We start from the raw sequence: 22,689 nt of genomic DNA on the forward strand, positions 1-22,689 counted from the left end.
TCGGCGGTCGCAGCCGCAGCGGCACGGGCGCCCCGTGAGCCCGACGCGCCGTCAGCGCGCCGGGCTCACGACGCCCACGTCACGGGGTCGCGAGACAGCTCGGTCCGAGCAGCGCCTTGAGGTCACCGAACAGCGACGGCGAGCGCTCGACGCGCAGCCCCTCGTCGAGCCGCATGACCGTCGCCCGCCCCGGGCTCGTGAGCCGCAGGTGCACCTCCGTCACGCCCGGGTGCGTCGAGAGGACCTCGCGCAGACGCTCCACGACGGGCGCCGTGCACCGCGAGACCGGGAGCGTCAGGACGACCGGGGAGTCCGCGGCCGCGGACACGTCCGGGATCGACACCTCCATCGCCTGGAGCTGCATCGTCTCGTCGCGCCGGCGAACCCGGCCACGCACGACCACGACCGCGTCCTCGGCGAGCGCCGTCGAGTACGCGAGGTACGTCTCGCCGAAGAACATGATCTCGACGGCGCCCTCCATGTCCTCGAGCGTGACGGCGGCCCAGGGGTTGCCCTGCTTCGACATCTTCCGCTGGAGCGACGTGATCAGGCCCGCGACGACCACCGTCGAGCCGTCCGGCCGCGCCTCGTCGGCGTTGAGCGTCGCGATCGCGACGTCCGCGGCGGCCGCGAGCACGTGCTCCAGCCCCGAGAGCGGGTGGTCGGAGACGTAGAGCCCGAGCATCTCGCGCTCGAACTGCAGCCGCTGCTTCTTGTCCCAGTCGGGCAGGTCCGGGATCACGACTGAGAAGCCGGGGCCCTCGTCGTCACCGCCGAGGTCCGCGAACAGGTCGAACTGCCCCTCGGCCTCCTTGCGCTTGACCCCGATGACCGAGTCGACGGCCTGCTCGTGCACGAGCAGCAGCGCCCGGCGCGCGTGGCCGAGCGAGTCGAACGCGCCGGCCTTGATCAGCGACTCGATGGTCCGCTTGTTGCAGACGACGGCCGGGACCTTGTCGAGGAAGTCGGTGAAGGATGTGAACGCGCCCTTCTCCTCGCGCGTGCGCACGATCGCGTCGACGACGTTCGCGCCGACGTTGCGCACCGCGGTGAGGCCGAAGCGGATGTCGACGCCCACGGCCGTGAAGTTCGCCGACGAAGAGTTCACGTCGGGGGGCAGGACCGTGATGCCCATGCGGCGGCACTCGCCGAGGTACAGCGCCGACTTGTCCTTGTCGTCGCGCACGCTCGTGAGCAGCGCGGCCATGTACTCGGTCGGGTAGTTCGCCTTGAGGAACGCCGTCCAGTAGGACACGACGCCGTACGCCGCGGAGTGCGCCTTGTTGAAGGCGTACCCGGCGAACGGGACGAGCACGTCCCACACCGCCTGGATCGCCTTGTCGGAGTAGCCCCGCTCGCGGCACCCGGCCTGGAAGGGGATGAACTCCTTGTCGAGCACCTCCTTCTTCTTCTTGCCCATCGCGCGGCGCAGGAGGTCGGCCTGGCCGAGCGTGTAGCCGGCGAGCTTCTGGGCGGCGCGCTGGACCTGCTCCTGGTAGACGATCAGGCCGTGCGTGATGCCCACGACCTCCTCGAGCGGCTCGGCCAGCTCGGGGTGGATCGGCTCGATCTGCTGCAGGCCGTTCTTGCGCAGCGCGTAGTTGATGTGCGAGTTCATGCCCATCGGGCCCGGGCGGTAGAGCGCGATGACGGCCGAGATGTCCTCGAAGTTGTCCGGGCGCATCTGGCGCAGCAGGGAGCGCATCGGCCCGCCGTCGAGCTGGAACACCCCGAGCGTGTCGCCGCGCCCGAGCAGCTCGTAGGTCGGCGGGTCGTCGAGCGCGACCTCCTCGATGAGGATCGGGTCCTTGCCGTTCATCTCGATGTTCTCGAGCGCGTCGTCGAGGATCGTGAGGTTGCGCAGCCCGAGGAAGTCCATCTTGATCAGGCCGAGCGCCTCGGACGACGGCTGGTCGAACTGCGTGATGATCGCGCCGTCCTGGGGGCGGCGCATGATCGGGATGATGTCGAGGAGCGGCTCGCTCGACATGATGACGCCGGCCGCGTGCACGCCCCACTGGCGCTTGAGGTTCTCGAGCCCGCGCGCCGTCTCGAGCACGCGCTGCGCCTCGGGGTCGGCCTGGACGACCTGCCGGAACTCCTCCGCCTCGGCGTAGCGCGGGTCGTCCGGGTTGTAGATGCCCTTGAGCGAGATGTCCTTGCCCATGACCGCGGGCGGCATCGCCTTGGTGAGCTTCTCCCCCATCGCGAACGGGAAGCCGAGCACGCGCGAGGCGTCCTTGAGGGCCTGCTTGGCCTTGATCGTGCCGTAGGTGACGATCTGCGCGACGCGGTCCTCGCCGTACTTCTCGGTCACGTACCGGATGACCTCGCCGCGCCGGCGCTCGTCGAAGTCGACGTCGACGTCGGGCCACGAGACGCGCTCCGGGTTGAGGAAGCGCTCGAAGATCAGGCCGTGCTCGAGCGGGTCGAGCTCGGTGATGCCCATCGCGTACGAGGCCATCGAGCCGGCGGCCGACCCACGCCCGGGGCCGACGCGGATGCCCTGGGCCTTGGCCCAGTTGATGAAGTCGGCGACGACGAGGAAGTAGCCGGAGAACCCGAGCTGCGTGATGACGCCCGTCTCGTAGTCGGCCTGCTTGCGCACGTCGTCGGGGATCGCGCCCTTGTACCGGCGCTGGAGGCCCGACTCGACCTCCTTGATGAACCACGACTGCTCGTCCTCGCCGGCGGGCACCGGGAAGTTCGGCATGTAGTTGGCGTTCGTGTTGAACTCGACCTCGCACTGCTCCGCGATGCGCAGCGTGTTGTCGCACGCCTCGGGGAGCTCGGCCCACTTGCGCCGCATCTCCTCGGCGGACCACAGGTAGAACTGGTCGGTGTCGAACTTGAACCGGTCGGGGTCGGCGAGGGTCGAGCCCGACTGGACGCACAGCAGCACCTCGTGCGCGTGGCTGTCCTCGTGGCGCGTGTAGTGCAGGTCGTTCGTCGCGACGAGCGGCGCGTCGATCACCTCGGCGAGCCGGCGCAGGTCCTTGATGACCCGCTGCTCGATCTCGAGCCCGTGGTCCATGAGCTCGACGTAGAAGAACTCCTTGCCGAAGATGTCCTGGAACTCGCCCGCGGCGCGCACGGCCTCGTCGAACTGCCCGAGCCGCAGACGGGTCTGCACCTCGCCCGACGGGCAGCCCGTGGTCGCGATGAGGCCCTGGGAGTACCGGCTCAGCAGCTCGCGGTCCATGCGCGGCCACTTGCCCATCTGCCCCTCGAGGGACGCGAGCGACCCCAGCCGGAACAGGTTGTGCATGCCCTCGGTCGTCCGGGACAGGATCGTCATGTGCGTGTAGGCACCGCGCGCCGAGACGTCGTCGCTCGCCTGGTGCGCCTCGCCCCACCGCACGCGCGTCTGGTCGAACCGGCTGGTCCCCGGCGTCAGGTAGGCCTCGATGCCGATGATCGGCTTGATGCCGTGCGCCTTGGCACGCGACCAGAAGTCGAACGCGCCGAACAGGTAGCCGTGGTCCGTGATGGCCATGGCCGTCTGGCCGAGCCGCTCGGCCTCGGTGAAGAGGTCCTCGACGCGGGCCGCACCGTCGAGCATCGAGAACTCGGTGTGTGCGTGGAGGTGGACGAAGTCAGATCCTCCAGAAGCCATGCGGGCCATCCTAGGTCGTCCCGCCGACACCTCCGGCGGGTCGCGAGCGTGTCGCCCGGTGACCCCGCGCACACGCCGCCGACCACCGCGCAGGCCGCTCGGCCGGCACCGGCGCGCCGCGCCCGGCGTGTCGCGACGGACCCCGCCCCGGGCCCGTCGAGCGCGTCAGCGGTACCCGTCGCCGAGGACGTCGAGCGCGCGGGAGAGGTCCTCGGGGTACTCGCTCGTGAGCTCGAGCCACGTGCCGCCCGTCGGGTGCTCGAAGCCGAGGCGCATCGCGTGCAGCCACTGCCGGGACAGCCCGGTCCGGGCCGCGAGCGTCGGGTCGGCGCCGTAGGTCAGGTCCCCGACGCACGGGTGCCGCAGCGCCGCGAAGTGCACGCGGATCTGGTGCGTGCGCCCCGTCTCGAGGTGCACCTCGACGAGCGAGGCGGACGGCAGCATCTCGAGCACCTCGTAGTGCGTGACCGACGGCTTGCCGTCGGCGACGACCGCGAACTTCCAGTCGGAGCTCGGGTGCCGCCCGATGGGGGCGTCGATCGTGCCCGTCGTCGGCTCGGGGTGCCCCTGCACCAGCGCGTGGTAGACCTTCTCGACCGTACGCTCCTTGAACGCGCGCTTGAGCACCGTGTACGCGAGCTCGCTCTTCGCGACGACCATGAGGCCGGACGTGCCCGCGTCGAGCCGGTGCACGATGCCCTGCCGCTCCGCGGCGCCCGACGTCGAGATCCGGTACCCCGCGGCGGCGAGCGCGCCGACGACCGTCGGCCCCTCCCACCCGGGCGAGGGGTGCGCAGCGACGCCGACCGGCTTGTCGACCACCACGAGGTCGTCGTCGTCGTGCACGATGCGCATGCCCGGGACCGGCTCCGGGGCGACCTCGACCGGCGCGGCGTCGCGCTCGTCGGGGATCTCGACCTCGAGCCACGAGCCGGCGTGCAGGCGCTCGGACTTGCCCGCCTCGCGCCCGTCGACCCGGACCGCGCCCGCCGCTGCGAGCTCGGCGGCGCGGGTCCGCGAGAAGCCGAGCAGGCGTGCCAGCGCGGCGTCGACCCGCTCCCCCGCCAGCCCGTCCGGGACCGGGAGCGAGCGCGTCTCAGCCATCGGTGCGCACGGGCCCGTCGAGCGGGCCGGCCGCAGCGGCGGGTGCGGCGCGCGTCCCGGCGACCGGCTCCCCCGGCGTCGCGTCGGCGTCGGCCGGGTCGCCGGCGTCGCCGGCTGCGTCCTGGGCGGCGGCCGCGTGCTCGCGCGTGCCGTCGAGCGCGATCCCGCGGACCGCGAGCAGCATGATGAGTCCTGCGGCGCCGACGATCGCGATGTCCGCGACGTTGCCGACGAACACGTTGCCGTACGCGATGAAGTCGACGACGTGCCCGCGCGCGACGCCGGGCTCCCGGAAGAACCGGTCGACCAGGTTCCCGAGGGCGCCGCCGAGCAGCAGACCGAACGCGACGGCCCAGCCGCGCGACCCGAGCCGGCGCGAGGCGCGGATCACCACGACGACGACCGCCGTCGCCACGACCGTGAGGAGCCACGTCTGGCCGTTCGCGATCGAGAGCGCCGCGCCCGGGTTGAACACCAGGCGCAGCCCCAGGAGGTCACCGACGAGCGGGACCCGCTCCGACTCGCTCAGCTCGCGCAGCGCGACGACCTTGGTCAGCTGGTCGAGCGCCAGGACCCCGACCGTCAGGCTGGTCAGCAGCGTGAGCAGGCGCCGCCGGCGGGCCGGGTCGGTGCGGTCAGGGGTCGGCTCTACCTCGGGCGTCGTGGACATCGAGGACGAGTCTACGGGCGCGTCAGCGACGCTCCTCGCGCTGCTTGCACTCGACGCACAGGGACGCGCGCGGGAACGCCTGGACGCGGGCCTTGCCGATCGCCTTGCCGCACGACTCGCACGTGCCGAACGTCCCGGCCGAGATGCGCGCGAGGGCGTGGCTCGACTGGGTCAGCAGGTCGCGCGTGTTGTTGACGAGCGTGAGCTCCTGCTCGCGCTCGAGGGCGCTCGAGCCGGAGTCCGCCTGGTCGTCGCCCGCGCCGTCGCCCGAGTTGCGCAGGAGGTCCGAGAGCTCGGCGTCCGCGGCGCTGAGCTCCGCCGTCAGCCGGTCGACGTCGCCGATCAGCTCGTCGGCGACGGCCTGCACCTCACGAGCGGTCCAGGGCTTCTCGCCGTCACGGACCGGGAAGCTGCGGACCGCCTTGGCGAGGTCCGGAAAGTCGTGCGATGCGGTCGCAGTGCCGACCGAGTCGTTGATGGCCACGAGCACCCTCTCGTTGTGAGTCACGCGAGACTATGCGCCCGAGTCAGCACGCACAACACACCACGCCGGTCGACGGACCGGACGTGGTGTGCTGTGAGCGGAACTGCTGGTCAGAGGGTGCGACCCTCGCCCACCGGCTGGGCGTTCTGACCGCTGCGCGGCGGGAGCGCGGAGCCGCGGTTGTCGAGGTCCCCGAGCAGGTTCTCGAGGTAGCTCTTGAGGCGCGTGCGGTAGTCCCGCTCGAACACCCGGAGCTCGTCGATCTTGCGCTCCAGCAGGGACCGCTCCTGCTCGAGCTGACCGAGCGTTCGTGCCGACGTCTCCTCGGCCTCGCGCACGATGCGCGCACCCTGCGACTTGGCCTCGGAGATGAGCCGGTCGCTCTCCTCCTGGCCGCTGCGCACGTAGTCGTCGTGCAGCTTCTGCGCGAGAGCGAGCATGCCCGTCGCGGACTCCGGCTCGTTCGGCCGGCCCTGCTGGACGGGGGCCACGGCCACCGGCGCCGGGGCGACGGGCGCCGCGACGACCTGGCGCTCGGGCTCGGGCTCCGGGAGCGGCTTCGGCGCGGGGGCCGCCTGCTGCGCACCGGCCCGGCTCAGCTCCGCGATGCGGCGCTCGGCCGCCGCGAGCTTCGTCTTGAGGTCGTCGTTCTCACCCTGGAGGTCCCGGAGGGTGTTGACGACCTCGTCGAGGAAGTCGTCGACCTCGTCCTGGTCGTACCCCTCTCTGAACTTGGTCGCCTGGAACTTCTTGTTCAGGACGTCGTCTGCGGTCAGCAGTGCCATCGTCGTCACCTCTTCGGTCGCACTTGGTCAAGCCGGTGGGCAGTCCACCGACCGCCTCGGCTCACGGTAGCGGACATTGCGGGACGAGCACGCGACCCGCCGCGCCCGCCCCCGGACATGCGGTCGCCCGGGCAGCGACGATCCGGACGAACCGGACATCCCCCCGGGCGCACGGTCTCAGATGCGGCTGAGGATGGTCATCAGCACGTAGCAGACGAGCATCAGCACCAGGAACGCGAGGTCCAGGCGCACGGTCCCGATCGTCAGCGGCGGCAGGATGCGCCGCAGCGCCCGCAGGGGCGGGTCGGTGACCGTGTAGGTCGCCTCCGCGATCACGAGCGCGACGCCGCGGGGGCGCCACTCGCGCGCGAAGAACTGCACCCAGTCCAGCACGAGCCGGATCAGGAGCAGGATGACGAAGACGAAGACGACCAGGTACAGCAGCTGCGCGACGAGGTGCACGCGTCAGCTCTGGTTGAAGAAGCCGGTGCGGACCGGCTCGACGGGCGGCGGCTGCTCCTCGCCGGTCACCTCGACGTGCGCGGGCGACAGCAGGAACACCTTGTTGGTGACCCGCTCGATCGCGCCGTGCAGCCCGAAGATGAGGCCGGCGGAGAAGTCGACGAGCCGCTTGGCGTCCGCCTCGTCCATGTCGGACAGGTTCATGATCACGGGCGTGCCCTCGCGGAACGCCTCGCCGATCTTGCGTGCGTCGTTGTACGAGCGCGGGTGGATCGTCGTGATCCGGCGCAGCTCGCCCGTCTCCGGGTGCACGTCGTGCGCGGGTGCCACCGAGCGCGTCGCCGTCGGGCGGTGCAGCGGTGTCACCTGGGCCTCGTACTCGTGCGCCACGTCGGCCTCCAGGTCGTCGTACTCGTCGACGTACTCCTCGTGCTCGCCCCGGTCGTCGGCGAGGCCGAGGTACAGCATCGTCTTGCGCAGTGCTCCGGCCATCGCGGTCTCCCCATCCCCCGAACTGATCTGTCCAGCGACTTTCACGCTAGCAACGTCGGAGGATCGTGACCCCGCGACACGCGCGGCGCCTCTCGACTTACCGTAGATCACCCGAGATCACCCGGACGAGCGAACCACCCCCGCGAACCGCCCGGTGGTCGTGCCCTCGCGGGTCGCGCGCCGGTGCGAGAAGAACCGGGGGTCGCGCGCGGTGCAGACGTCGACGCTGGTCACGTGGCCGACACCGGCCCGGGCGAGCACCGCGCGGGCCCCCGCCGGCAGGTCGAGTGCGGGCTTCCCCCACGCGGTCGTCGCCCACGTCTCGGGCACCGCGGCGGCGACCTGCTCGCGCAGCGCGGCCGGGACCTCGTACTCGGCGCCGCTGATCGCGGGGCCCACGACGGCCCGCACGTGCGCGAGCCGGGCGCCGGCCGACGTCAGGGCGCGCACCGCGGCCTCGAGCACGCCGCGCTCGAGGCCCTGCCGGCCCGCGTGCGCGACGCCGACGACCCCGGCGCCCGCGTCGGCGAGTAGCACCGGCACGCAGTCCGCGACGAGCACCGCGAGGCCCACGCCGGGGCGCGCCGCGACGAGCGCGTCGGCCACCCCCACCTCGACCTCGCCCGGGCCGGGCTCGCGGGACACGGTCAGCACGTCGGCCCCGTGCACCTGCGCCGCCACGGCGACACGCCCGCCGAGCCACCGCTCGACGCGCCCGCGGTTGACGAGCACCCGGTCGGGGTCGTCGCCGACGTGCAGCCCGAGGTCGAGCGAGTCCCACGGCGCCGCGCTCACCCCGCCCGCGCGCGTCGTGAAGCCCGCACGCACCCCGGGGCCGAGGTCGACCTCGAGCACGTCGATCGCGTGCGCGCCCACCCGCCGGCTACTTGAGGAAGTCGGGGACGTCCAGGTCCTCGCTCGGGCGGCGCGTGGCGCGCTCCTCCTCGAACACGCGCGGGACCTCGAGCTGACCCGTCGCCGGCGCGGGCTCGTGCTCGCTCGCGAGGAACGCCGGGACCTGGCGGGGCGCGGCGTGCACCGGCGCGGAGCCGACGCGCACGACGTCGTCGTCCGTGGGCAGCGGGCGGGGCGCGGCGTGCGACGGGACGGTGACGGGCGGCGCGAGCCGCGGCGGCGTCGAGCTCCCGCTCACCTGGCCGAGCCCGCGCGACTCGCGCCGCACGACCGGGGAGCCGCCGTCGAAGCCGGCCGCGATGACCGTGACGCGCACCTCGTCGCCGAGGGCGTCGTCGATCACGGCACCGAAGATGATGTTGGCCTCGGGGTGCGCCGCCTCCTGCACCAGGCGGGCGGCCTCGTTGATCTCGAACAGGCCCAGGTCGGAGCCGCCCTGGATCGACAGCAGCACGCCGTGCGCGCCGTCGATGCTGGCCTCGAGCAGCGGCGAGGAGATCGCGAGCTCGGCCGCCTGGACGGCACGGTCCTCCCCGCGCGCAGAGCCGATGCCCATGAGCGCCGAGCCGGCGCCCTGCATGACCGACTTCACGTCGGCGAAGTCGAGGTTGATCAGGCCCGGGGTCGTGATGAGGTCGGTGATGCCCTGCACGCCCGAGAGCAGCACCTGGTCCGCCGAGTGGAAGGCGTCGAGCACCGAGACCGAGCGGTCCGAGATCGACAGGAGGCGGTCGTTCGGGATGACGATGAGGGTGTCGACCTCGGCGCGCAGCGCGTCGATGCCGGAGTCGGCCTGGACCGAGCGGCGCCGGCCCTCGAAGGTGAACGGGCGCGTGACGACGCCGATGGTCAGCGCGCCGAGCGAGCGCGCGATCCGGGCGACGACCGGAGCGCCACCGGTCCCGGTGCCGCCGCCCTCGCCTGCGGTGACGAAGACCATGTCGGCGCCGCGCAGGACGTCCTCGATCTCCTCCGCGTGGTCCTCGGCGGCCTTCTTGCCGACCTCGGGGTCAGCGCCGGCACCGAGGCCGCGCGTGAGCTCGCGGCCCACGTCGAGCTTGACGTCGGCGTCCGACATCAGGAGCGCCTGGGCGTCCGTGTTGATGGCGATGAACTCGACACCCTTGAGGCCGACCTCGATCATGCGGTTGACGGCATTGACGCCGCCACCGCCGATGCCGACGACCTTGATGACCGCCAGGTAGTTCTGCGGAGCTGCCACGGTGGGTGCCTCTCGTTGTGCGCCAGTGCTGCGGGTGTGCGGGGCCGGGATCGGACCCCTGCACCCGCCGAAACGTTCACCCTCTACTAGAGGGTTATAGTTATGTCAGGTGCTTCTTGTCGTGACGGTAGGTGCCTCGTGCGCCGGGATCAACGACCGTCCCGGGCGTGTCGGCGATGTCGCGTGCGTCACCTGGTGATCGGCAGGGTCGGGGCGGACACGTCGAAGACCGCCGAGCCCGCGCTCGCCGGCGCCGCCCGGAGCGCCTGGAGCACGGCGATCTTGAGCGCCGTCTCGTGCGCGCTCCCCCACACGACCTCGGCGCCGTCGCGCAGCACCATCGTGACCGTGTCCTGCGTCTCCGCCGACACCTCGCCGACCTGCCCGAGCAGGTCCGGCGGCAGCGCCTCGAGCACCGTGAGCACGGCCCGCAGCGTCCGGGCGTCGCCCACGGGGACCCGGACGACGGGCAGGCCCTCGGGCGGGACGTCGACGCGCCCGACCTGGACACCGTCCATGTCGAGCAGCGCGAAGCCGGCGACCGGGCCGTCCGGGGCGGCGGCCGACGTCGACGGCGGCTCGGGCACCGCGGCGACGGGCTCGCGCGACACGAGCTCGACGACCAGCCCGCGCGGCCAGTCGCGCATGACCCGCGCCTCGCGCACGCCCGGGACCTCGAGCACGTCGTCCCGCAGCGCGACCGTGTCCAGCCGCGGGAGCGGGGTGCCCGCGCGTCCGCCGACGACCGCGGCGACCTGGTCGACGGCCACGACCGTGCCTGCACCCGAGATCGCGACCCGGGCGGGGTCCAGCGCGAGCACCGGGGACAGCAGCAGGAGCCACGCGAGCGAGCCCACCGCGACGAACGCGCTCACGCCGATCACGACCTGGCGCACCGCGAGCCGCCGGCGCGCCCGTGCGCGCTCCGCGAACCGCTCGGCCGAGCGCTCCGAGACGACGGCCGCGCGCACCGGCAGCGCGAACCCGTGCCGGCCGGACGTGTACGTGGTCACGGTCGGCGCGTGCGGGTCGAGGACCTGGGCCTGGCCGCCGGTGTCGGGGGCAGGCTCGCGGACCGGACGGGGCCCCGTGGGCCGCAGGGGCAGCGGGACCGCGCGGTGCTCACCCGTCGCGCGCTGCTCGCCGGGTGCCGTGCGCTGGGATCCCGTCGACGGGCGCGGCTCGGCGGGCGGCAGCGCGCGCGGACGGACCTCCGGGCGCGCTTCCGGGCGCGCCGAGGGGGTCGCGGGCCGGGCGGGGGCCGGTCGTGGGCGCGCGGGACGCCCGGTCACCGGACGGCGGGGCGGCGGCGTCATGCGCCCCCCGCGGCGCCCGACCGTGACCCGGCCCGGGCGGCACGCGCGAGCTCCGCGAGCACGTCGGGGACGAGGGCGGTCACGTCTCCCGCGCCGACGGTGAGCAGCAGGTCCCCGGGCCGCGCGGCGCGCGCGACGGCGAGGGCCGCCTCCCAGCGGTCGGCGACGAACGTGGCCTTGCCCGCGGTCGCGACGCGGTCGGTGATGAGCGCTCCCGTCACCTCGGGGTCCGGGTCCTCGCGCGCGGCGTAGACGTCGGTGACGATGACGACGTCCGCGAGGTCGAGGGCGTCGGCGAACTCGTCCGCGAACGTCCGCGTGCGGGAGAACAGGTGCGGCTGGAAGAGCGCGAGCACGCGTCCGTCCTGCGCGACGGTCCGGGCGGCGCGCAGCAGCGCAGCGACCTCGGTCGGGTGGTGCGCGTAGTCGTCGACGACCCGCACGCCGCCCACCTCGCCGCGGTGCTCGAACCGCCGGCCCGTGCCACGGAACGCGGCGAGCCCCGCGGTCGCGTCGGGCACCGAGGCGCCGAGCCGGCGGGCGGCGACGTACGCCGCGGCGGCGTTGAGGGCGTTGTGGGCGCCGGGGGCGGTCAGGACGAGCGTCGTGCTGCCGACCGCCGGGTCGGCGTCGAGCGTGACGGACCACGACCCCGCCTCGAGCCGCACCTGTCCGACGACGACGTCGGCGCGCGCATCGGTCCCGTAGGTGACGACGTCGACGCCGCGGGCCGCGAGCCCGGCGCGCGTGCGCTCGACGAGCCGCGCGGCACCGGGGTCGTCGAGGCACGTGACGAGCAGCCCGCCCGGGGCGACGCGCTCGGTGAACGCCACGAACGCGTCCTCGAACGCCTCGCGGGTGCCGTAGTGGTCGAGGTGGTCCGGCTCGACGTTCGTCACGACCGCGACCTCGGGCGCGTACGCGAGGAACGAGCCGTCCGACTCGTCGGCCTCGGCCACGAACGCCGGGCCCGCGCCCGGTCGGCCGCCCGCGACCGCGCCGGCGGGGGTCAGCACCGTGCCGCCGATCGCGAAGGACGGGTCGAGCCCGGCCTCGAGCAGCGCCGTCGCGACCATCGCGGACGTCGTGGTCTTCCCGTGCGCGCCGGCGACGGCCACGGCCCGGCGCCCGACCATGAGCGCGGCGAGCGCCTCCGACCGGTGCAGGACGCGCAGCCCGTCGCGCCGTGCGCGGGCGAGCTCGACGTTGGACTCGCGGACCGCGGACGAGACCACGACCGTGTCGACCCCGTCGAGGTGCGCGGCGTCGTGCCCGACGAACACGGTGACCCCGGCCGACCGGAGCGGGGCGAGCGCCGGACCGTCCTGGGCGTCGGACCCGCTGACCGGCACGCCGCGCGCCGCGAGCAGGCCCGCGACGGCCGACATGCCGGCGCCGCCGACGCCGACGAGGTGCGTGCGCCCGAGGACCTCGAGGCCGTCGGACGCGACGAGCGCCCGGACGTCCGTACCGGCCGACCCGCTCACGGGGTGTCCCCCGACGGGACACCGTGCGCCGGCGAGCCGTCCGTGGTCGGTCCCGCAGCACCTGTCGGCGTCAGGTGCGCCTCGACGAGGTCCGCGACGCGCGACGCGGCGTCGCGCACCCCGACGGAGGCGGCGGCGGCGCTCATGCGCTCACGCTGCTCGGGCGCGCCGGGCCCGACGAGCAGCGGCAGCAGGTTCTCCCGGAGCCACGGCGCGGTCAGCTCGTCGTCCGCGACGAGGAGCCCGCCGCCGGCGGCGACGACCGGGGCGGCGTTGAGGCGCTGCTCCCCGTTGCCGATGGGCAGCGGGACGTACACCGCGGGCAGCCCGAGCGCCGCGATCTCGCTCACCGTCCCCGCGCCCGAGCGGCCGAGCACGACGTCGGCGCACGCGAGCGCGAGCTGCATCTCGTCGAGGTACTCGCGCACGTGGTAGCGCTCGGCACCGGGCAGGCCGTCGACGACGGAGCGCACCGCGTCCGCCTTCCCCGCGCCGGTCGAGTGCAGCACCTGGACGCCCGCGGCGATGAGGTCCGCAGCGACGGACGCGATGGCCGTGTTGACGCTCACGGCGCCGAGCGAGCCGCCCGTGACGACGAGCGTCGGCAGCGCCGGGTCGAGCCCGAGCCGGCGCGCCGCCTCGGTGCGGGTCCCCGCGGCGTCGCGCGCGCGGTCCGCGATCAGCCCCGCGATCTCGGGGCGCAGCGGCAGGCCGGTGACGAGCGCGCCGGGCAGCTCCGTGCCGGGGAACGTCACCGCGACCGAGGCTGCCCAGCGGGCGCCGAGCCGGTTCGCGAGGCCGGGCCGGGCGTTCTGCTCGTGCACCACGACCGGCACCGCGCGCGAGCGTGCGGCGAGGTACGCGGGCGTCGAGACGTACCCGCCGAAGCCGACGACGACCTGGGCACCGCTCGCGTCGATCGCGTCCCCCGCGGCACGCACCGCCTCGCGCAGGCGACCCGGCAGCCGCAGCACGTCCGAGCTCGGGCGGCGCGGGAGCGGCACGCGCGGGACGAGCGCGAGCGGGAGCCCGCGCTCGGGCACGAGCCGCGCCTCGAGGCCCGACGCGGTGCCGAGCACCGTCAGCCGGACGGCGAGGTCGCGGCGGCGGAGCTCCTCGGCGACCGCGAGCAGCGGGTTCACGTGGCCGGCGGTCCCCCCGCCGGCGAGCAGGACGGAACGGACGGGCAGGTCAGGCACGGATCCTCCCGAGCACCGCGAGCGAGCGGCGCACGACGTGCGGGCGCGCGGCGAGGGCCTCGGCAGCACCGGGCTCGGCGCGCGCGAACGAGATGACCATGCCGAGGGCCGTCATGGTCATGATGAGCGCCGAGCCGCCCGCGGAGACGAGCGGCAGCGGGACGCCGATGACCGGCGCGAGCCCGATCACGACGCCGATGTTGAGGAGCGCCTGCCCGATCACCCAGCACGCGACCGCGCCCGTGGTGATCTTGACGAACGGGTCGGGGTGGCGCCGGACGATGCGGAACATCGCGAGCGCGAGCAGCGCGAACAGGCCCAGCACGAGCAGCGTGCCGATGAGCCCGAGCTCCTCGCCGATGATCGCGAAGATGAAGTCGTTGTGCGCCTCGGGCAGGTAGGACCACTTCTCGGCGCTCCCGCCGAGGCCGACCCCGCCCCAGCCGCCGGTCGCGAGGGCCCGCGCGCCGTGCTCCGTCTGGTAGCACTCGTTCGTGATGTCGCACTCGCCAAGCCACGAGAAGATGCGCTTGCGGCGGTTCTCGCTCGGGATCGTGAGCGCGGCGACGCCCGCACCGGCGATCACGCCCGCGAAGCCGAACACGCGCAGGGGGATCCCGGCGACGAACAGGGCGCCGGCGATGAGGACGATGATCACGAGCGCCGTGCCGAGGTCGCGGCCGAGCATGACGAGCCCGACCATGCCGCCCGCGACGGGGACCGCCGGCACGAGCGCGTGCCGCCACTCCCCGAGCAGCGGACGCTTGCGGGCGAGCACCGCCCCGAGCCACAGCGCGAGCGCGAGCTTGACCACCTCGGCCGGCTGCATCGTGAACCCGCCGATCCGGATCCAGCCGCGGTTGCCGCCCACCGCGAAACCGAGCGGCGTCAGCGTCAGGAGCTGGAGCGCCGCGGCGCCGGCCAGCGCGGGCCAGGCCACCGCGGTGTAGAAGCGCACCGGCAGGCGTGAGGCGACGAACATGATCGGGACGCCGATGAGCGCGAACTGCGCCTGGGTCGCGAACACGGCGTACGGCGACTCGTTCGCGGCGAGCGACTCGACGCTCGAGCTCGACAGGACCATGACGAGGCCCAGGACGATGAGCAGGGCGGTCGCGCCGGTGAGCACGTAGTAGCTCGTGACCGCGCTGTCCCACTGCCCGAGCAGCGATCCCGCGCGCGAGCGTCCCGTCGCCGGGGGCTCGACCGCGCCGGGCCGGGCGGGCGTCGTCTGCGCCACGGCCGCGGGCCTCAGTGCTCGTCCGGCGCGAGCGCCCGGACCGCCGCGGTGAACGCGTCGCCGCGCTCGGCGTACGAGGTGAACTGGTCCATGGACGCGCACGCCGGCGCGAGCAGCACGGTCGTGGGGGTCCGGGTCCCGGCGAGCGTGCGCGCGGAGTCGACGGCGCGGGTCATCACCGATCCAGTGTCACCGGGATCGACGGAGACGACGGGAACCTCGGGCGCGTGTCGGGCGAGCGCGTCCCGCAGCGGCTGCTGGTCGACGCCGATCAGGACGACGCCGCGCAGGCGGTCGCGGCGGCTGCGCACGAGCTCGTCGAACGTGGCGCCCTTGGCGAGCCCGCCGGCGATCCACACGACCGTGCCCACCTCGAACGACGCGAGCGCGGCCGCGGCGGCGTGCGGGTTCGTGGCCTTGGAGTCGTCGACCCACGCGATCCCGCCCGACTCGGCGACCCGCTCGATGCGGTGCCCCCCGGGCGCGTACGCGCGCAGCCCGTCGCGCACCGCGACCGGGGTGACGCCGTGCGCGAGCGCCAGCGCGGCCGCCGCGAGGGCGTTCTGCACGACGTGCGGGGGGACGGCGCCGTCGGGCCCCGCGAGGTGCGCGAGGTCCGCGAGCGTGCCGAGCTCGGCCGCGTGCGTGTGCCGCAGCGACGCGAACCCGCGGTCGACCAGCACGTCCTCGACGACGCCGACCTGCCCGACGCGCGGGGTGCCCAGCGTGAAGCCGACGGCGACCGCGCCGTCCGCGACGTCGGCCTCGCGCACGAGGTCCTCGGTGCGGGGGTCGCTCGCGCTGTACACGCACGCGACCTGCGTGCGCTCGTAGACCCGGCCCTTGTCGGCGGCGTACGCGTCGAGGGAGCCGTGCCAGTCCAGGTGGTCCTCGGCGACGTTGAGCACCGCCGCGGCCTGCGCGGACATCGAGTGCGTGAAGTGCAGCTGGAAGCTCGACAGCTCGACCGCGAGCACGTCGAGCGTCGGGTCGGTCGCCGCGAGCACCACGGGCGTCCCGACGTTCCCGACGGCCGCGGCGTGCTCGCCGCCGGCGCGCAGCATCGACGCGAGCATCCCGACGGTCGTGGTCTTGCCGTTGGTTCCGGTGACGGCGAGCCACGGCGCGGGCCCGCTGCCGTCCGCGCGGTCGACGCGCAGCTGCCACGCGAGCTCGACCTCGCTCCACACCGGCACGCCGCGCTCGAGCGCGCCGGCCAGGAGCGGGTCGCTCGGCGGCCAGCCCGGCGAGGCGACCACGAGGTCGACGCCGTCGAGGCCGCCACCCGCGACGAACGCGGCGGAGTCGGCCGCGTCGGCGTCGGCGGCGTGCCGGTCGACCGTGACGACGTGCGCGCCCCCGTCGGTCAGGACCTGGAGCGCGGCGCGCCCGGAGACCCCGAGCCCCGCGAGGACGACCCGGTGACGTGCGAGATCCACTAGCCGGCCACCCACTCGCCGTAGAAGATGCCGACGCCGACGGCCACGAAGAGCCCGGCGATGATCCAGAACCGGATGACGATCGTGACCTCGCCCCAGCCCGAGAGCTCGAAGTGGTGGTGGAGCGGCGCCATCTTGAACACGCGTTTGCCGGTCATCCGGAAGAACCCGATCTGGATGACGTCGGAGAGCACGACGAGGACGAACATCCCGCCGATGATCGCCGCGAGGATCTCGGTGCGGGACAGGATCGACAGGCCGGCGAGCGCGCCGCCGAGCGCGAGCGACCCGGTGTCGCCCATGAAGATCTTCGCGGGGCTCGCGTTCCACCACAGGAAGCCGAAGCACGCGCCCGTGACGGCCGCGGCGACGACCGCGAGGTCGAGCGGGTCGCGGGCCTCGTAGCAGCGGGGCCCGGCCGTCGCGAGGAACTGGCAGCTCTGGTTGAACTGCCACACGCCGACGAGCACGTACGCACCGAAGACGATGAGCGAGACACCGGTCGCGAGCCCGTCGAGGCCGTCGGTCAGGTTGACCGCGTTCGACCACGCGGTGATGAGGAAGTTGGCCCACAGCACGAACAGGATGAGCCCGACCGTCGCCCCCGCGAACGCGAGGTCGATGTTCGTGTCCCGGATGAACGAGACGCGGGTCGACGCCGGGGTGCGGAACTGCTCGTTGGGGAACTGCAGCGCGGCGACCGCGAACGTGATGCCCACGAGCCCCTGGCCGAGGATCTTGGGCTTCGCCTTGAGCCCGAGGCTGCGCTGCCGGGAGATCTTGATGAAGTCGTCGAGGAAGCCGACCGTCCCGAGCCCCGTCATGAGGAACAGCACCAGCACCGCGGACACGCTCGGGAGCTGTTGCGTCGCGATGAGCCCGCCGACCCAGCCGAGCAGCGTCGCGCCGATGATGACGACACCGCCCATCGTGGGCGTCCCGCGCTTCGTGTAGTGCGCGGTCGGGCCGTCCTGCCGGATGAACTGGCCGTACTGGCGCCGGATGAGGAACCGGATGAACACCGGGGTGCCCAGCAGCGCGACGAGCATCGACAGCCCGCCGGAGATCAGGACCGCTCTCACGGGGCGACCTCCTGCGGCGCGAGGAGCCGGTCGCCCAGCTGCCAGAGCCCCGAGCCGTACGACGACTTCACGAGCACGACGTCGCCGGCACGGAGCTCCTCGGCGAGGAAGCGCTCGGCGGCGTCGACGTCGGGCACGACGACGACCTCGTCGCCCCACGAGCCCTCGCGCATCGCGCCGTCGGCGATCGCCTGCGCGCCCGCACCGACCACGACGGTCAGCGCGACGTTGAGCCGCACGACCATGAGCCCGATCGCCTCGTGCTCGGCGCGCGCGTCCGGGCCGAGCTCGAGCATCTCCCCGAGCACCGCGACCGAGCGCCGGTCGCGCCCGGCGAGCACGGCGAGGGCCTTGAGCGCGGCGCGCATCGAGTCCGGGTTGGCGTTGTACGAGTCGTCGACGACCGTGACCCCGTCGGGGCGGTCCACGACGTGCATGCGGTGCGGGCTCAGCGCGTCGGCGGCGCTCAGCACCTGGGCGACGTGCTCGAGCGGAAGCCCGACCGCGAGCGAGGCCGCGGCCGCGGCGAGGGCGTTGTTCAGGTGGTGCTCCCCCACGAGGCGCAGCTGCACGGGGGCGCTCGCGTCGGTCCCGTCGGCGCCCGGCGCGACGAGCGTGAACGAGACCCGCCCGGCGCGGTCGAGGCGGATGTCGGTGGCCCGGACGGTCGCCGCGGGCGTGCCGCCGAACGTCACGACGTCGCCGGAGGCGAGCGCGGCCATCGCCATGACGCGCTCGTCCTGGGCGTTCAGCACCGCGGTGCCGCCCGGCACGAGGCCGGCGACGAGCTCGGACTTGGCGCGGGCGACGGCCTCGATCCCGCCGAACTCTCCGAGGTGCGCCGAGCCGACGACGAGCACGACCGCGACGTCCGGGGGTGCGATGTCGGTGAGGTACGTCAGGTGGCCGATCCCGCTCGCGCCCATCTCGAGCACGAGGTACCGGGTCTGCTCGTCGGCCCGCAGCACCGTGAGCGGCAGGCCGATCTCGTTGTTGAACGACTTCTCGGGCGCGACGGTCGGGCCGGCGGCGCCGCACAGCTGCGCGAGCAGGTCCTTGGTCGTGGTCTTGCCGACCGAGCCCGTCACCGCGACGACCTGGAGGCCCGAGCCGCCCGGCTCGACGGCCGCCTCGCGCAGCCGCACCAGCACGTCGCGCGCGAGGTCGCCGAGCGCCTTCTCGACGTCGGGGACGACGACGCACGGCAGCGCCTCTCCCGCGGGCCCGGTCAGCTCGCGCGCCGCGACGACGAGCGCGGCGCCGGCCGCGACCGCGCCCGCGGCGAAGTCGTGCCCGTCGACGTGCTCGCCCGGCAGCGCCACGAACAGCGAGCCCGGACCGACCTGGCGCGAGTCGACGACGACGGGGCCGGTCACGACGGTGCGCGGGTCGAGGGTGTCCGGGCGCAGCACGCCGCCGGTCGCGGCCGCGATCTCGGCCGCCGTGAGCGCGATCACGCGAGCAGCCCCTGGCTCTCGCGGGCCGCGCGCGCCGCCTGCGCCGCACGCAGCACGTCGCGGTCGTTGTACCGGTGGAACACCCCGGCGATCTCCTGGGTGGGCTCGTGGCCCTTGCCGGTGATGATGATCGTGTCCTGGTCCGTCGCGAGGTCGAGGGCGTCGTGGATGGCCTGGGTCCTGCTGGTCGCCTCGTGCACGTCCGCGAGCGTCGGGCGCTCGGCGCGCACGCCGTCGAGGATCGCGGCGCGGATCGACGCGGGGTCCTCCGAGCGGGGGTTCTCGTCGGTCACGACGAGCACGTCGGCGAGGCGTGCGGCGATCTCGCCCATGATCGGGCGCTTGCCCCGGTCGCGGTCGCCGTCGGAGCCGAAGACGATCACGAGGCGCCCCGGGGTGATGGGCCGGACGGCCTCGAGCGCGAGCACGAGCGCATCGGGCGTGTGGGCGTAGTCGACGAGCGCGAGGGGCGTGCCGGGAGCGCGCTCGATCACGCGCTCCATCCGCCCGGGGATCGCGTGCGCGTGGCCCACGGCCTCGATCGCGGTCGCGAGGTCGACGCCCGCGCGGTGCGCGAGCACCACGGCCAGCGCGGCGTTCGACACGTTGACCAGCCCGGGCAGCGGGCTCGCGGCGACGTGCTCGGTGCCGTCGGGGCCACGCAGCGTGAAGGTCGAGCCGACCCCGTCGAGCCCGATGTCCGCGCTCGTCACCGCCCAGTCCGCGGTCGCGGCGACGTCCGCACCGACGTGCGTCGAGACGGTCTCCACGGGGATCCGCGCCTCGGCCGCGAGGCGCCGCCCCCACGTGTCGTCGACGACGACGACGCCGCGGCGCGCCTGCCCGGGCGCGAACAGGCGGGCCTTGTCGCGGAAGTAGCCCTCCATGTCGCCGTGGAAGTCGAGGTGGTCGCGCTGCAGGTTCGTGAACCCGGCGACGTCGAGCTCGAGCCCGCCGACCCGGCCGAGCGCGAGCGCGTGGGACGACACCTCGGTCGTCACGGCGGTTGCGCCCCGCTCGCGGGCGAGAGCGAGGATCGCCTGCAGCACGGGCGCCTCGACGGTCGTGCGCGGGCTCTCGATCGCGTCGTCGCCGATGCGCAGCTCGACCGTGCCGAGCACGACCGTGCGCGCGTGCGCCGTCCGCAGCGCCGCGTCGACGAAGTAGGTCGTCGTGGTCTTGCCGTTCGTCCCGGTGATGCCGACCGTCGCGAGCCCCGCGGCCGGGTCGCCGTACGCCCACGCGGCGACAGGGCCGGCGACGGCGCGCGCGTCGGGCGTCACGAGCACGGGGACCGGCACGCCGTCGCCCTCGCGGGCGAGCAGCTCGGCGCCGGCCTCGTCGGTCAGCACCGCGACCGCGCCCTGCGCGACGGCCTGGGCGGCGTACGCGGCGCCGTGCACCTTCGCGCCGCTCACGGCGACGAAGACGTCACCGGGCGCGGCGTCGGAGCTCGAGACGGTCACGCCCGTGAGGACGCTGGTGGGATCGGGGGCCGGGCCGCGTGCCTCGAGCTCGAACGCGGCGACGAGGTCGACGACCCGGTGCGTGGCGGGATGCTCAGGGCGCAGCCGGCCCTGGGGGGACGTCATGGGGAGAATCTACCCCGGGCGGCGGCGCCCCAGCGGCGCGGCGGCAGTCCCCCGTCCGGTCGACGCGGGGCCCGCGGGCTCACTCCCACGTGGTCGGGAACAGCTGCGCGGGGACCCCGGACGGAGCGACGCCGAGCTCCTGCAGCGCGAAGCCCGCGACGTCGCTGAAGACCGGCGCCGCGACGGTCCCGCCCCACTCCGAGGAACGCGGGTCCTGCAGGAACACCCCGACGGCGATCCTCGGGTCGTCCGCCGGCGCCACGCCGATGAACGATGCCGTGATGCCGTTCGGGTTGAACTTCTGCGCGGTCCCCGTCTTGCCCGCCACGCGGTAGCCGGGGATCGCGGCGTTGCCGCCGGTGCCCTCGTCGACCGCGCTCTCGAGCATCGTGAGCACCGTGTCGGCGGTCTGCGGCGAGACGACCTGGGTCGACACCGGCGGCGCGACCGGTGCGGGCGTGCCGTCGGCCGACGTCCAGCCCTTGATGAGGTGAGGCTGGACCCGCACGCCGTCGTTCGCGATCGTCGCGAACACCGACGTCGCCTGGAGCGCGGTCACCGAGACGCCCTGCCCGAACAGCACCGCGTACTTCGTGCGGCCGTCCCAGTCGTCCGAGGCGTGCAGCAGGCCCTTGGACTCGTTGGGCAGCTCGATGCCGAGCTGCGCGCCGAAGCCGAACTTCGCGAGGTAGTCGTGACGCACCTGCTGCGGGATGTCCTGCCCGATCATCACCGTGCCGGTGTTCGACGACTCCGCGAGCACGCCCGTGGTCGTGAGCTGCAGCCCCGCGTGCTCGTGCGAGTCCTTGAACGTCTGCTCGTTCGCGGTCGTGTACTGGTACGGGACCTCGTAGGGCGTCGTCGGCGTCGTGAGGCCGAGCTCGAGCGCAGCGGCCATCGTCACGACCTTGGCGGTCGAGCCGGGCTCGAAGACGTCGGAGATCGCGCTCGACCCGCGCAGGTTCCCCGCGGAGGGCTGGTTGGGGTCGACCGCGCCCGAGTCGGCGAGCGCGAGCAGCTCCCCCGTCCTGGGGTCCAGGACGACGATGACGCCCGAGCTCGCACCCGTCTCCGCCACACGGGCGTCGATCGCCTCCTGCGCGTAGAACTGCAGGTCGTTGAGCAAGGTCAGCTGCACGCTGTCGCCGGCCTGCGGGCTCGTCCCGTCCTGGTAGCCGCCGGGAATCTCCTGACCGAGGCGCCCGCGCTCCCAGACGGCCACCCCGGACGTCCCGGCGAGCCGCTCGTCGAGCAGCGCCTCGAGGCCCGACGCGCCCTGGCCCTCGCGGTTGACCCAGCCGAGCAGGTTCCCCGCGACGATGCCGTTCGGGTACACGCGCTTGGGGGTGGGGTCGAAGCCGATCGAGTAGATCTTGAGGTCGCGGATGGCCCGGACCTGCGCGGGCAGGACGTCGCGCTGCACGACTCTGTACTGCGCGTCGCCGGTGAGGACCGCACCGAGCTCCGCCGGGTCCATGTTCAGGATCGGGGCGATCTTCGCCGCCGCGCCCGCGGGACCGGCGAGCGGCGGGTCGCTGCGCCTGTCCTTCCACTTCGCGAGCTCGCGCTGGTTGACGTGCATCGTGTAGCGCTCGACCGAGGTCGCCAGCGGCTTGCCGTGCGCGTCCGTGATCTGGCCGCGCGCGGCGATGAGCTCGGCGTACGAGAGCCGGTCCTGGAGCGCCTTCGCGGCGATGGCCTCGCCCTGGAAGCCCTGGATGTACACGAGCCGCCCGGCGAAGACGGTGAGCAGGACGAGCACGAGCACCGTGAGCACGGCCTGGCGGCGGTGCGGGTCCGCGGGCTCGCGCGGCGGCGCGGGGGGCGGCGGGACGCGACGGACGGGCACCCGCGTGCCGGCGCCGGGCACGAGGCCGCGGCGCACCGCGGTGCGGCCGGCGGGCACGGGCAGCAGCGCGCGGGTGCCCGCCGCGGGCGTGCGCGTCGTGGGCGTGCGCGTGGTGGTGGCCTCGCCCGCGGACACGCGTGGGACGGAGGTGCGGGGCACAGCAGTGCCGGGGGCCGGCGTGCGGCCCGCGGCGCGGGGGCCGGACGTGCGCGGGGGCGCCGTGCGGGCCGCGGCGGCGCGTGCCGGGGAGGTGCGCTGCGCGGCGGTGCCCGCGGCGG

The 22,689-nt window shown here is 74.2% G+C and carries 18 protein-coding genes; all 18 read right to left on the reverse strand.

Annotation, left to right across the window (positions count from 1 at the left end; all coding sequences use genetic code 11):
- Positions 1 to 79 precede the first annotated feature (79 nt).
- The gene (gene dnaE / locus CCE01nite_RS10910) at positions 80 to 3,616 is read right to left on the reverse strand and encodes a DNA polymerase III subunit alpha (protein ID WP_084142911.1); all 3,537 of its coding nucleotides are present in this window, start codon (positions 3,614 to 3,616) and stop codon (positions 80 to 82) included.
- Positions 3,617 to 3,781: 165 nt separating this feature from the next.
- Positions 3,782 to 4,720 carry an RluA family pseudouridine synthase gene (locus CCE01nite_RS10915; protein ID WP_034634184.1) on the reverse strand — a complete coding sequence of 313 codons (939 nt, stop codon included), beginning with the start codon at positions 4,718 to 4,720 and terminating at the stop codon, positions 3,782 to 3,784.
- Positions 4,713 to 5,390, reverse strand: a complete 678-nt coding sequence (lspA, locus tag CCE01nite_RS10920; RefSeq protein ID WP_141372346.1) for a signal peptidase II — start codon at positions 5,388 to 5,390, stop codon at positions 4,713 to 4,715. Before lspA ends, CCE01nite_RS10915 begins: the two co-directional genes overlap by 8 nt.
- Positions 5,391 to 5,412: 22 nt before the next feature.
- Positions 5,413 to 5,874 carry a TraR/DksA family transcriptional regulator gene (locus tag CCE01nite_RS10925; protein ID WP_141372402.1) on the reverse strand — a complete coding sequence of 154 codons (462 nt, stop codon included), beginning with the start codon at positions 5,872 to 5,874 and terminating at the stop codon, positions 5,413 to 5,415.
- A 110-nt stretch (positions 5,875 to 5,984) separates the two neighbouring features.
- Positions 5,985 to 6,659 carry a DivIVA domain-containing protein gene (locus tag CCE01nite_RS10930; protein WP_141372347.1) on the reverse strand — a complete coding sequence of 225 codons (675 nt, stop codon included), beginning with the start codon at positions 6,657 to 6,659 and terminating at the stop codon, positions 5,985 to 5,987.
- Between the two features lie 177 nt (positions 6,660 to 6,836).
- Positions 6,837 to 7,121, reverse strand: a complete 285-nt coding sequence (locus tag CCE01nite_RS10935) for a YggT family protein (protein ID WP_141372348.1) — start codon at positions 7,119 to 7,121, stop codon at positions 6,837 to 6,839.
- 3 nt (positions 7,122 to 7,124) lie between these two features.
- On the reverse strand, positions 7,125 to 7,613 hold the full coding sequence (locus CCE01nite_RS10940; protein WP_141372349.1) for a cell division protein SepF: 489 nt from the start codon (positions 7,611 to 7,613) through the stop codon (positions 7,125 to 7,127).
- Positions 7,614 to 7,730: 117 nt separating this feature from the next.
- Positions 7,731 to 8,489 (reverse strand): peptidoglycan editing factor PgeF, encoded by a 759-nt coding sequence (gene pgeF, locus CCE01nite_RS10945; RefSeq protein WP_246056457.1) that lies wholly within the window; start codon positions 8,487 to 8,489, stop codon positions 7,731 to 7,733.
- A 7-nt stretch (positions 8,490 to 8,496) separates the two neighbouring features.
- Positions 8,497 to 9,750, reverse strand: a complete 1,254-nt coding sequence (ftsZ, locus tag CCE01nite_RS10950; protein WP_141372350.1) for a cell division protein FtsZ — start codon at positions 9,748 to 9,750, stop codon at positions 8,497 to 8,499.
- 188 nt (positions 9,751 to 9,938) lie between these two features.
- Positions 9,939 to 10,763 (reverse strand): cell division protein FtsQ/DivIB, encoded by an 825-nt coding sequence (locus tag CCE01nite_RS10955; RefSeq protein WP_246056489.1) that lies wholly within the window; start codon positions 10,761 to 10,763, stop codon positions 9,939 to 9,941.
- A 299-nt stretch (positions 10,764 to 11,062) separates the two neighbouring features.
- Entirely contained in the window at positions 11,063 to 12,454 is a 1,392-nt protein-coding gene (gene murC / locus CCE01nite_RS10960) for a UDP-N-acetylmuramate--L-alanine ligase (protein WP_141372404.1), read from the reverse strand.
- A gap of 95 nt (positions 12,455 to 12,549) precedes the next feature.
- Positions 12,550 to 13,752, reverse strand: a complete 1,203-nt coding sequence (gene murG / locus CCE01nite_RS10965; protein ID WP_052104444.1) for an undecaprenyldiphospho-muramoylpentapeptide beta-N-acetylglucosaminyltransferase — start codon at positions 13,750 to 13,752, stop codon at positions 12,550 to 12,552.
- Positions 13,745 to 14,992, reverse strand: coding sequence for a putative lipid II flippase FtsW (gene ftsW / locus CCE01nite_RS10970; RefSeq protein WP_084142940.1), 1,248 nt, complete (start codon positions 14,990 to 14,992; stop codon positions 13,745 to 13,747). Before ftsW ends, murG begins: the two co-directional genes overlap by 8 nt.
- A gap of 11 nt (positions 14,993 to 15,003) precedes the next feature.
- Positions 15,004 to 16,431 carry a UDP-N-acetylmuramoyl-L-alanine--D-glutamate ligase gene (gene murD / locus CCE01nite_RS10975; RefSeq protein ID WP_246056459.1) on the reverse strand — a complete coding sequence of 476 codons (1,428 nt, stop codon included), beginning with the start codon at positions 16,429 to 16,431 and terminating at the stop codon, positions 15,004 to 15,006.
- The gene (mraY, locus tag CCE01nite_RS10980; RefSeq protein ID WP_034634524.1) at positions 16,431 to 17,513 is read right to left on the reverse strand and encodes a phospho-N-acetylmuramoyl-pentapeptide-transferase; all 1,083 of its coding nucleotides are present in this window, start codon (positions 17,511 to 17,513) and stop codon (positions 16,431 to 16,433) included. The genes murD and mraY overlap by 1 nt, the downstream gene beginning before the upstream one ends.
- Positions 17,510 to 18,970, reverse strand: coding sequence for a UDP-N-acetylmuramoyl-tripeptide--D-alanyl-D-alanine ligase (locus CCE01nite_RS10985; protein WP_034634527.1), 1,461 nt, complete (start codon positions 18,968 to 18,970; stop codon positions 17,510 to 17,512). Before CCE01nite_RS10985 ends, mraY begins: the two co-directional genes overlap by 4 nt.
- Positions 18,967 to 20,562: a UDP-N-acetylmuramoyl-L-alanyl-D-glutamate--2,6-diaminopimelate ligase gene (locus tag CCE01nite_RS10990; RefSeq protein ID WP_034634529.1), complete on the reverse strand. Its 1,596-nt coding sequence runs from the start codon at positions 20,560 to 20,562 to the stop codon at positions 18,967 to 18,969. Before CCE01nite_RS10990 ends, CCE01nite_RS10985 begins: the two co-directional genes overlap by 4 nt.
- Positions 20,563 to 20,641: 79 nt before the next feature.
- Positions 20,642 to 22,546, reverse strand: a complete 1,905-nt coding sequence (locus CCE01nite_RS10995) for a peptidoglycan D,D-transpeptidase FtsI family protein (RefSeq protein WP_246056461.1) — start codon at positions 22,544 to 22,546, stop codon at positions 20,642 to 20,644.
- Positions 22,547 to 22,689 lie beyond the last annotated feature (143 nt).

The sequence above is a fragment of the Cellulomonas cellasea genome (assembly GCF_006538745.1).
GTDB classification, from domain to species: domain Bacteria; phylum Actinomycetota; class Actinomycetes; order Actinomycetales; family Cellulomonadaceae; genus Cellulomonas_A; species Cellulomonas_A cellasea.

What these genes read in the sequence shown, in the direction of transcription:
- dnaE (WP_084142911.1), bottom strand. Translation starts at nt 3,616, where the DNA reads ATGGCTTCTGGAGGATCTGACTTCGTCCACCTCCACGCACACACCGAG.
- CCE01nite_RS10915 (WP_034634184.1), bottom strand. Translation starts at nt 4,720, where the DNA reads ATGGCTGAGACGCGCTCGCTCCCGGTCCCGGACGGGCTGGCGGGGGAG.
- lspA (WP_141372346.1), bottom strand. Translation starts at nt 5,390, where the DNA reads ATGTCCACGACGCCCGAGGTAGAGCCGACCCCTGACCGCACCGACCCG.
- CCE01nite_RS10930 (WP_141372347.1), bottom strand. Translation starts at nt 6,659, where the DNA reads ATGGCACTGCTGACCGCAGACGACGTCCTGAACAAGAAGTTCCAGGCG.
- CCE01nite_RS10940 (WP_141372349.1), bottom strand. Translation starts at nt 7,613, where the DNA reads ATGGCCGGAGCACTGCGCAAGACGATGCTGTACCTCGGCCTCGCCGAC.
- murC (WP_141372404.1), bottom strand. Translation starts at nt 12,454, where the DNA reads ATGTCGGCCGTCGCGGGCCTGCTCGCGGCGCGCGGCGTGCCGGTCAGC.
- CCE01nite_RS10990 (WP_034634529.1), bottom strand. Translation starts at nt 20,562, where the DNA reads ATGACGTCCCCCCAGGGCCGGCTGCGCCCTGAGCATCCCGCCACGCAC.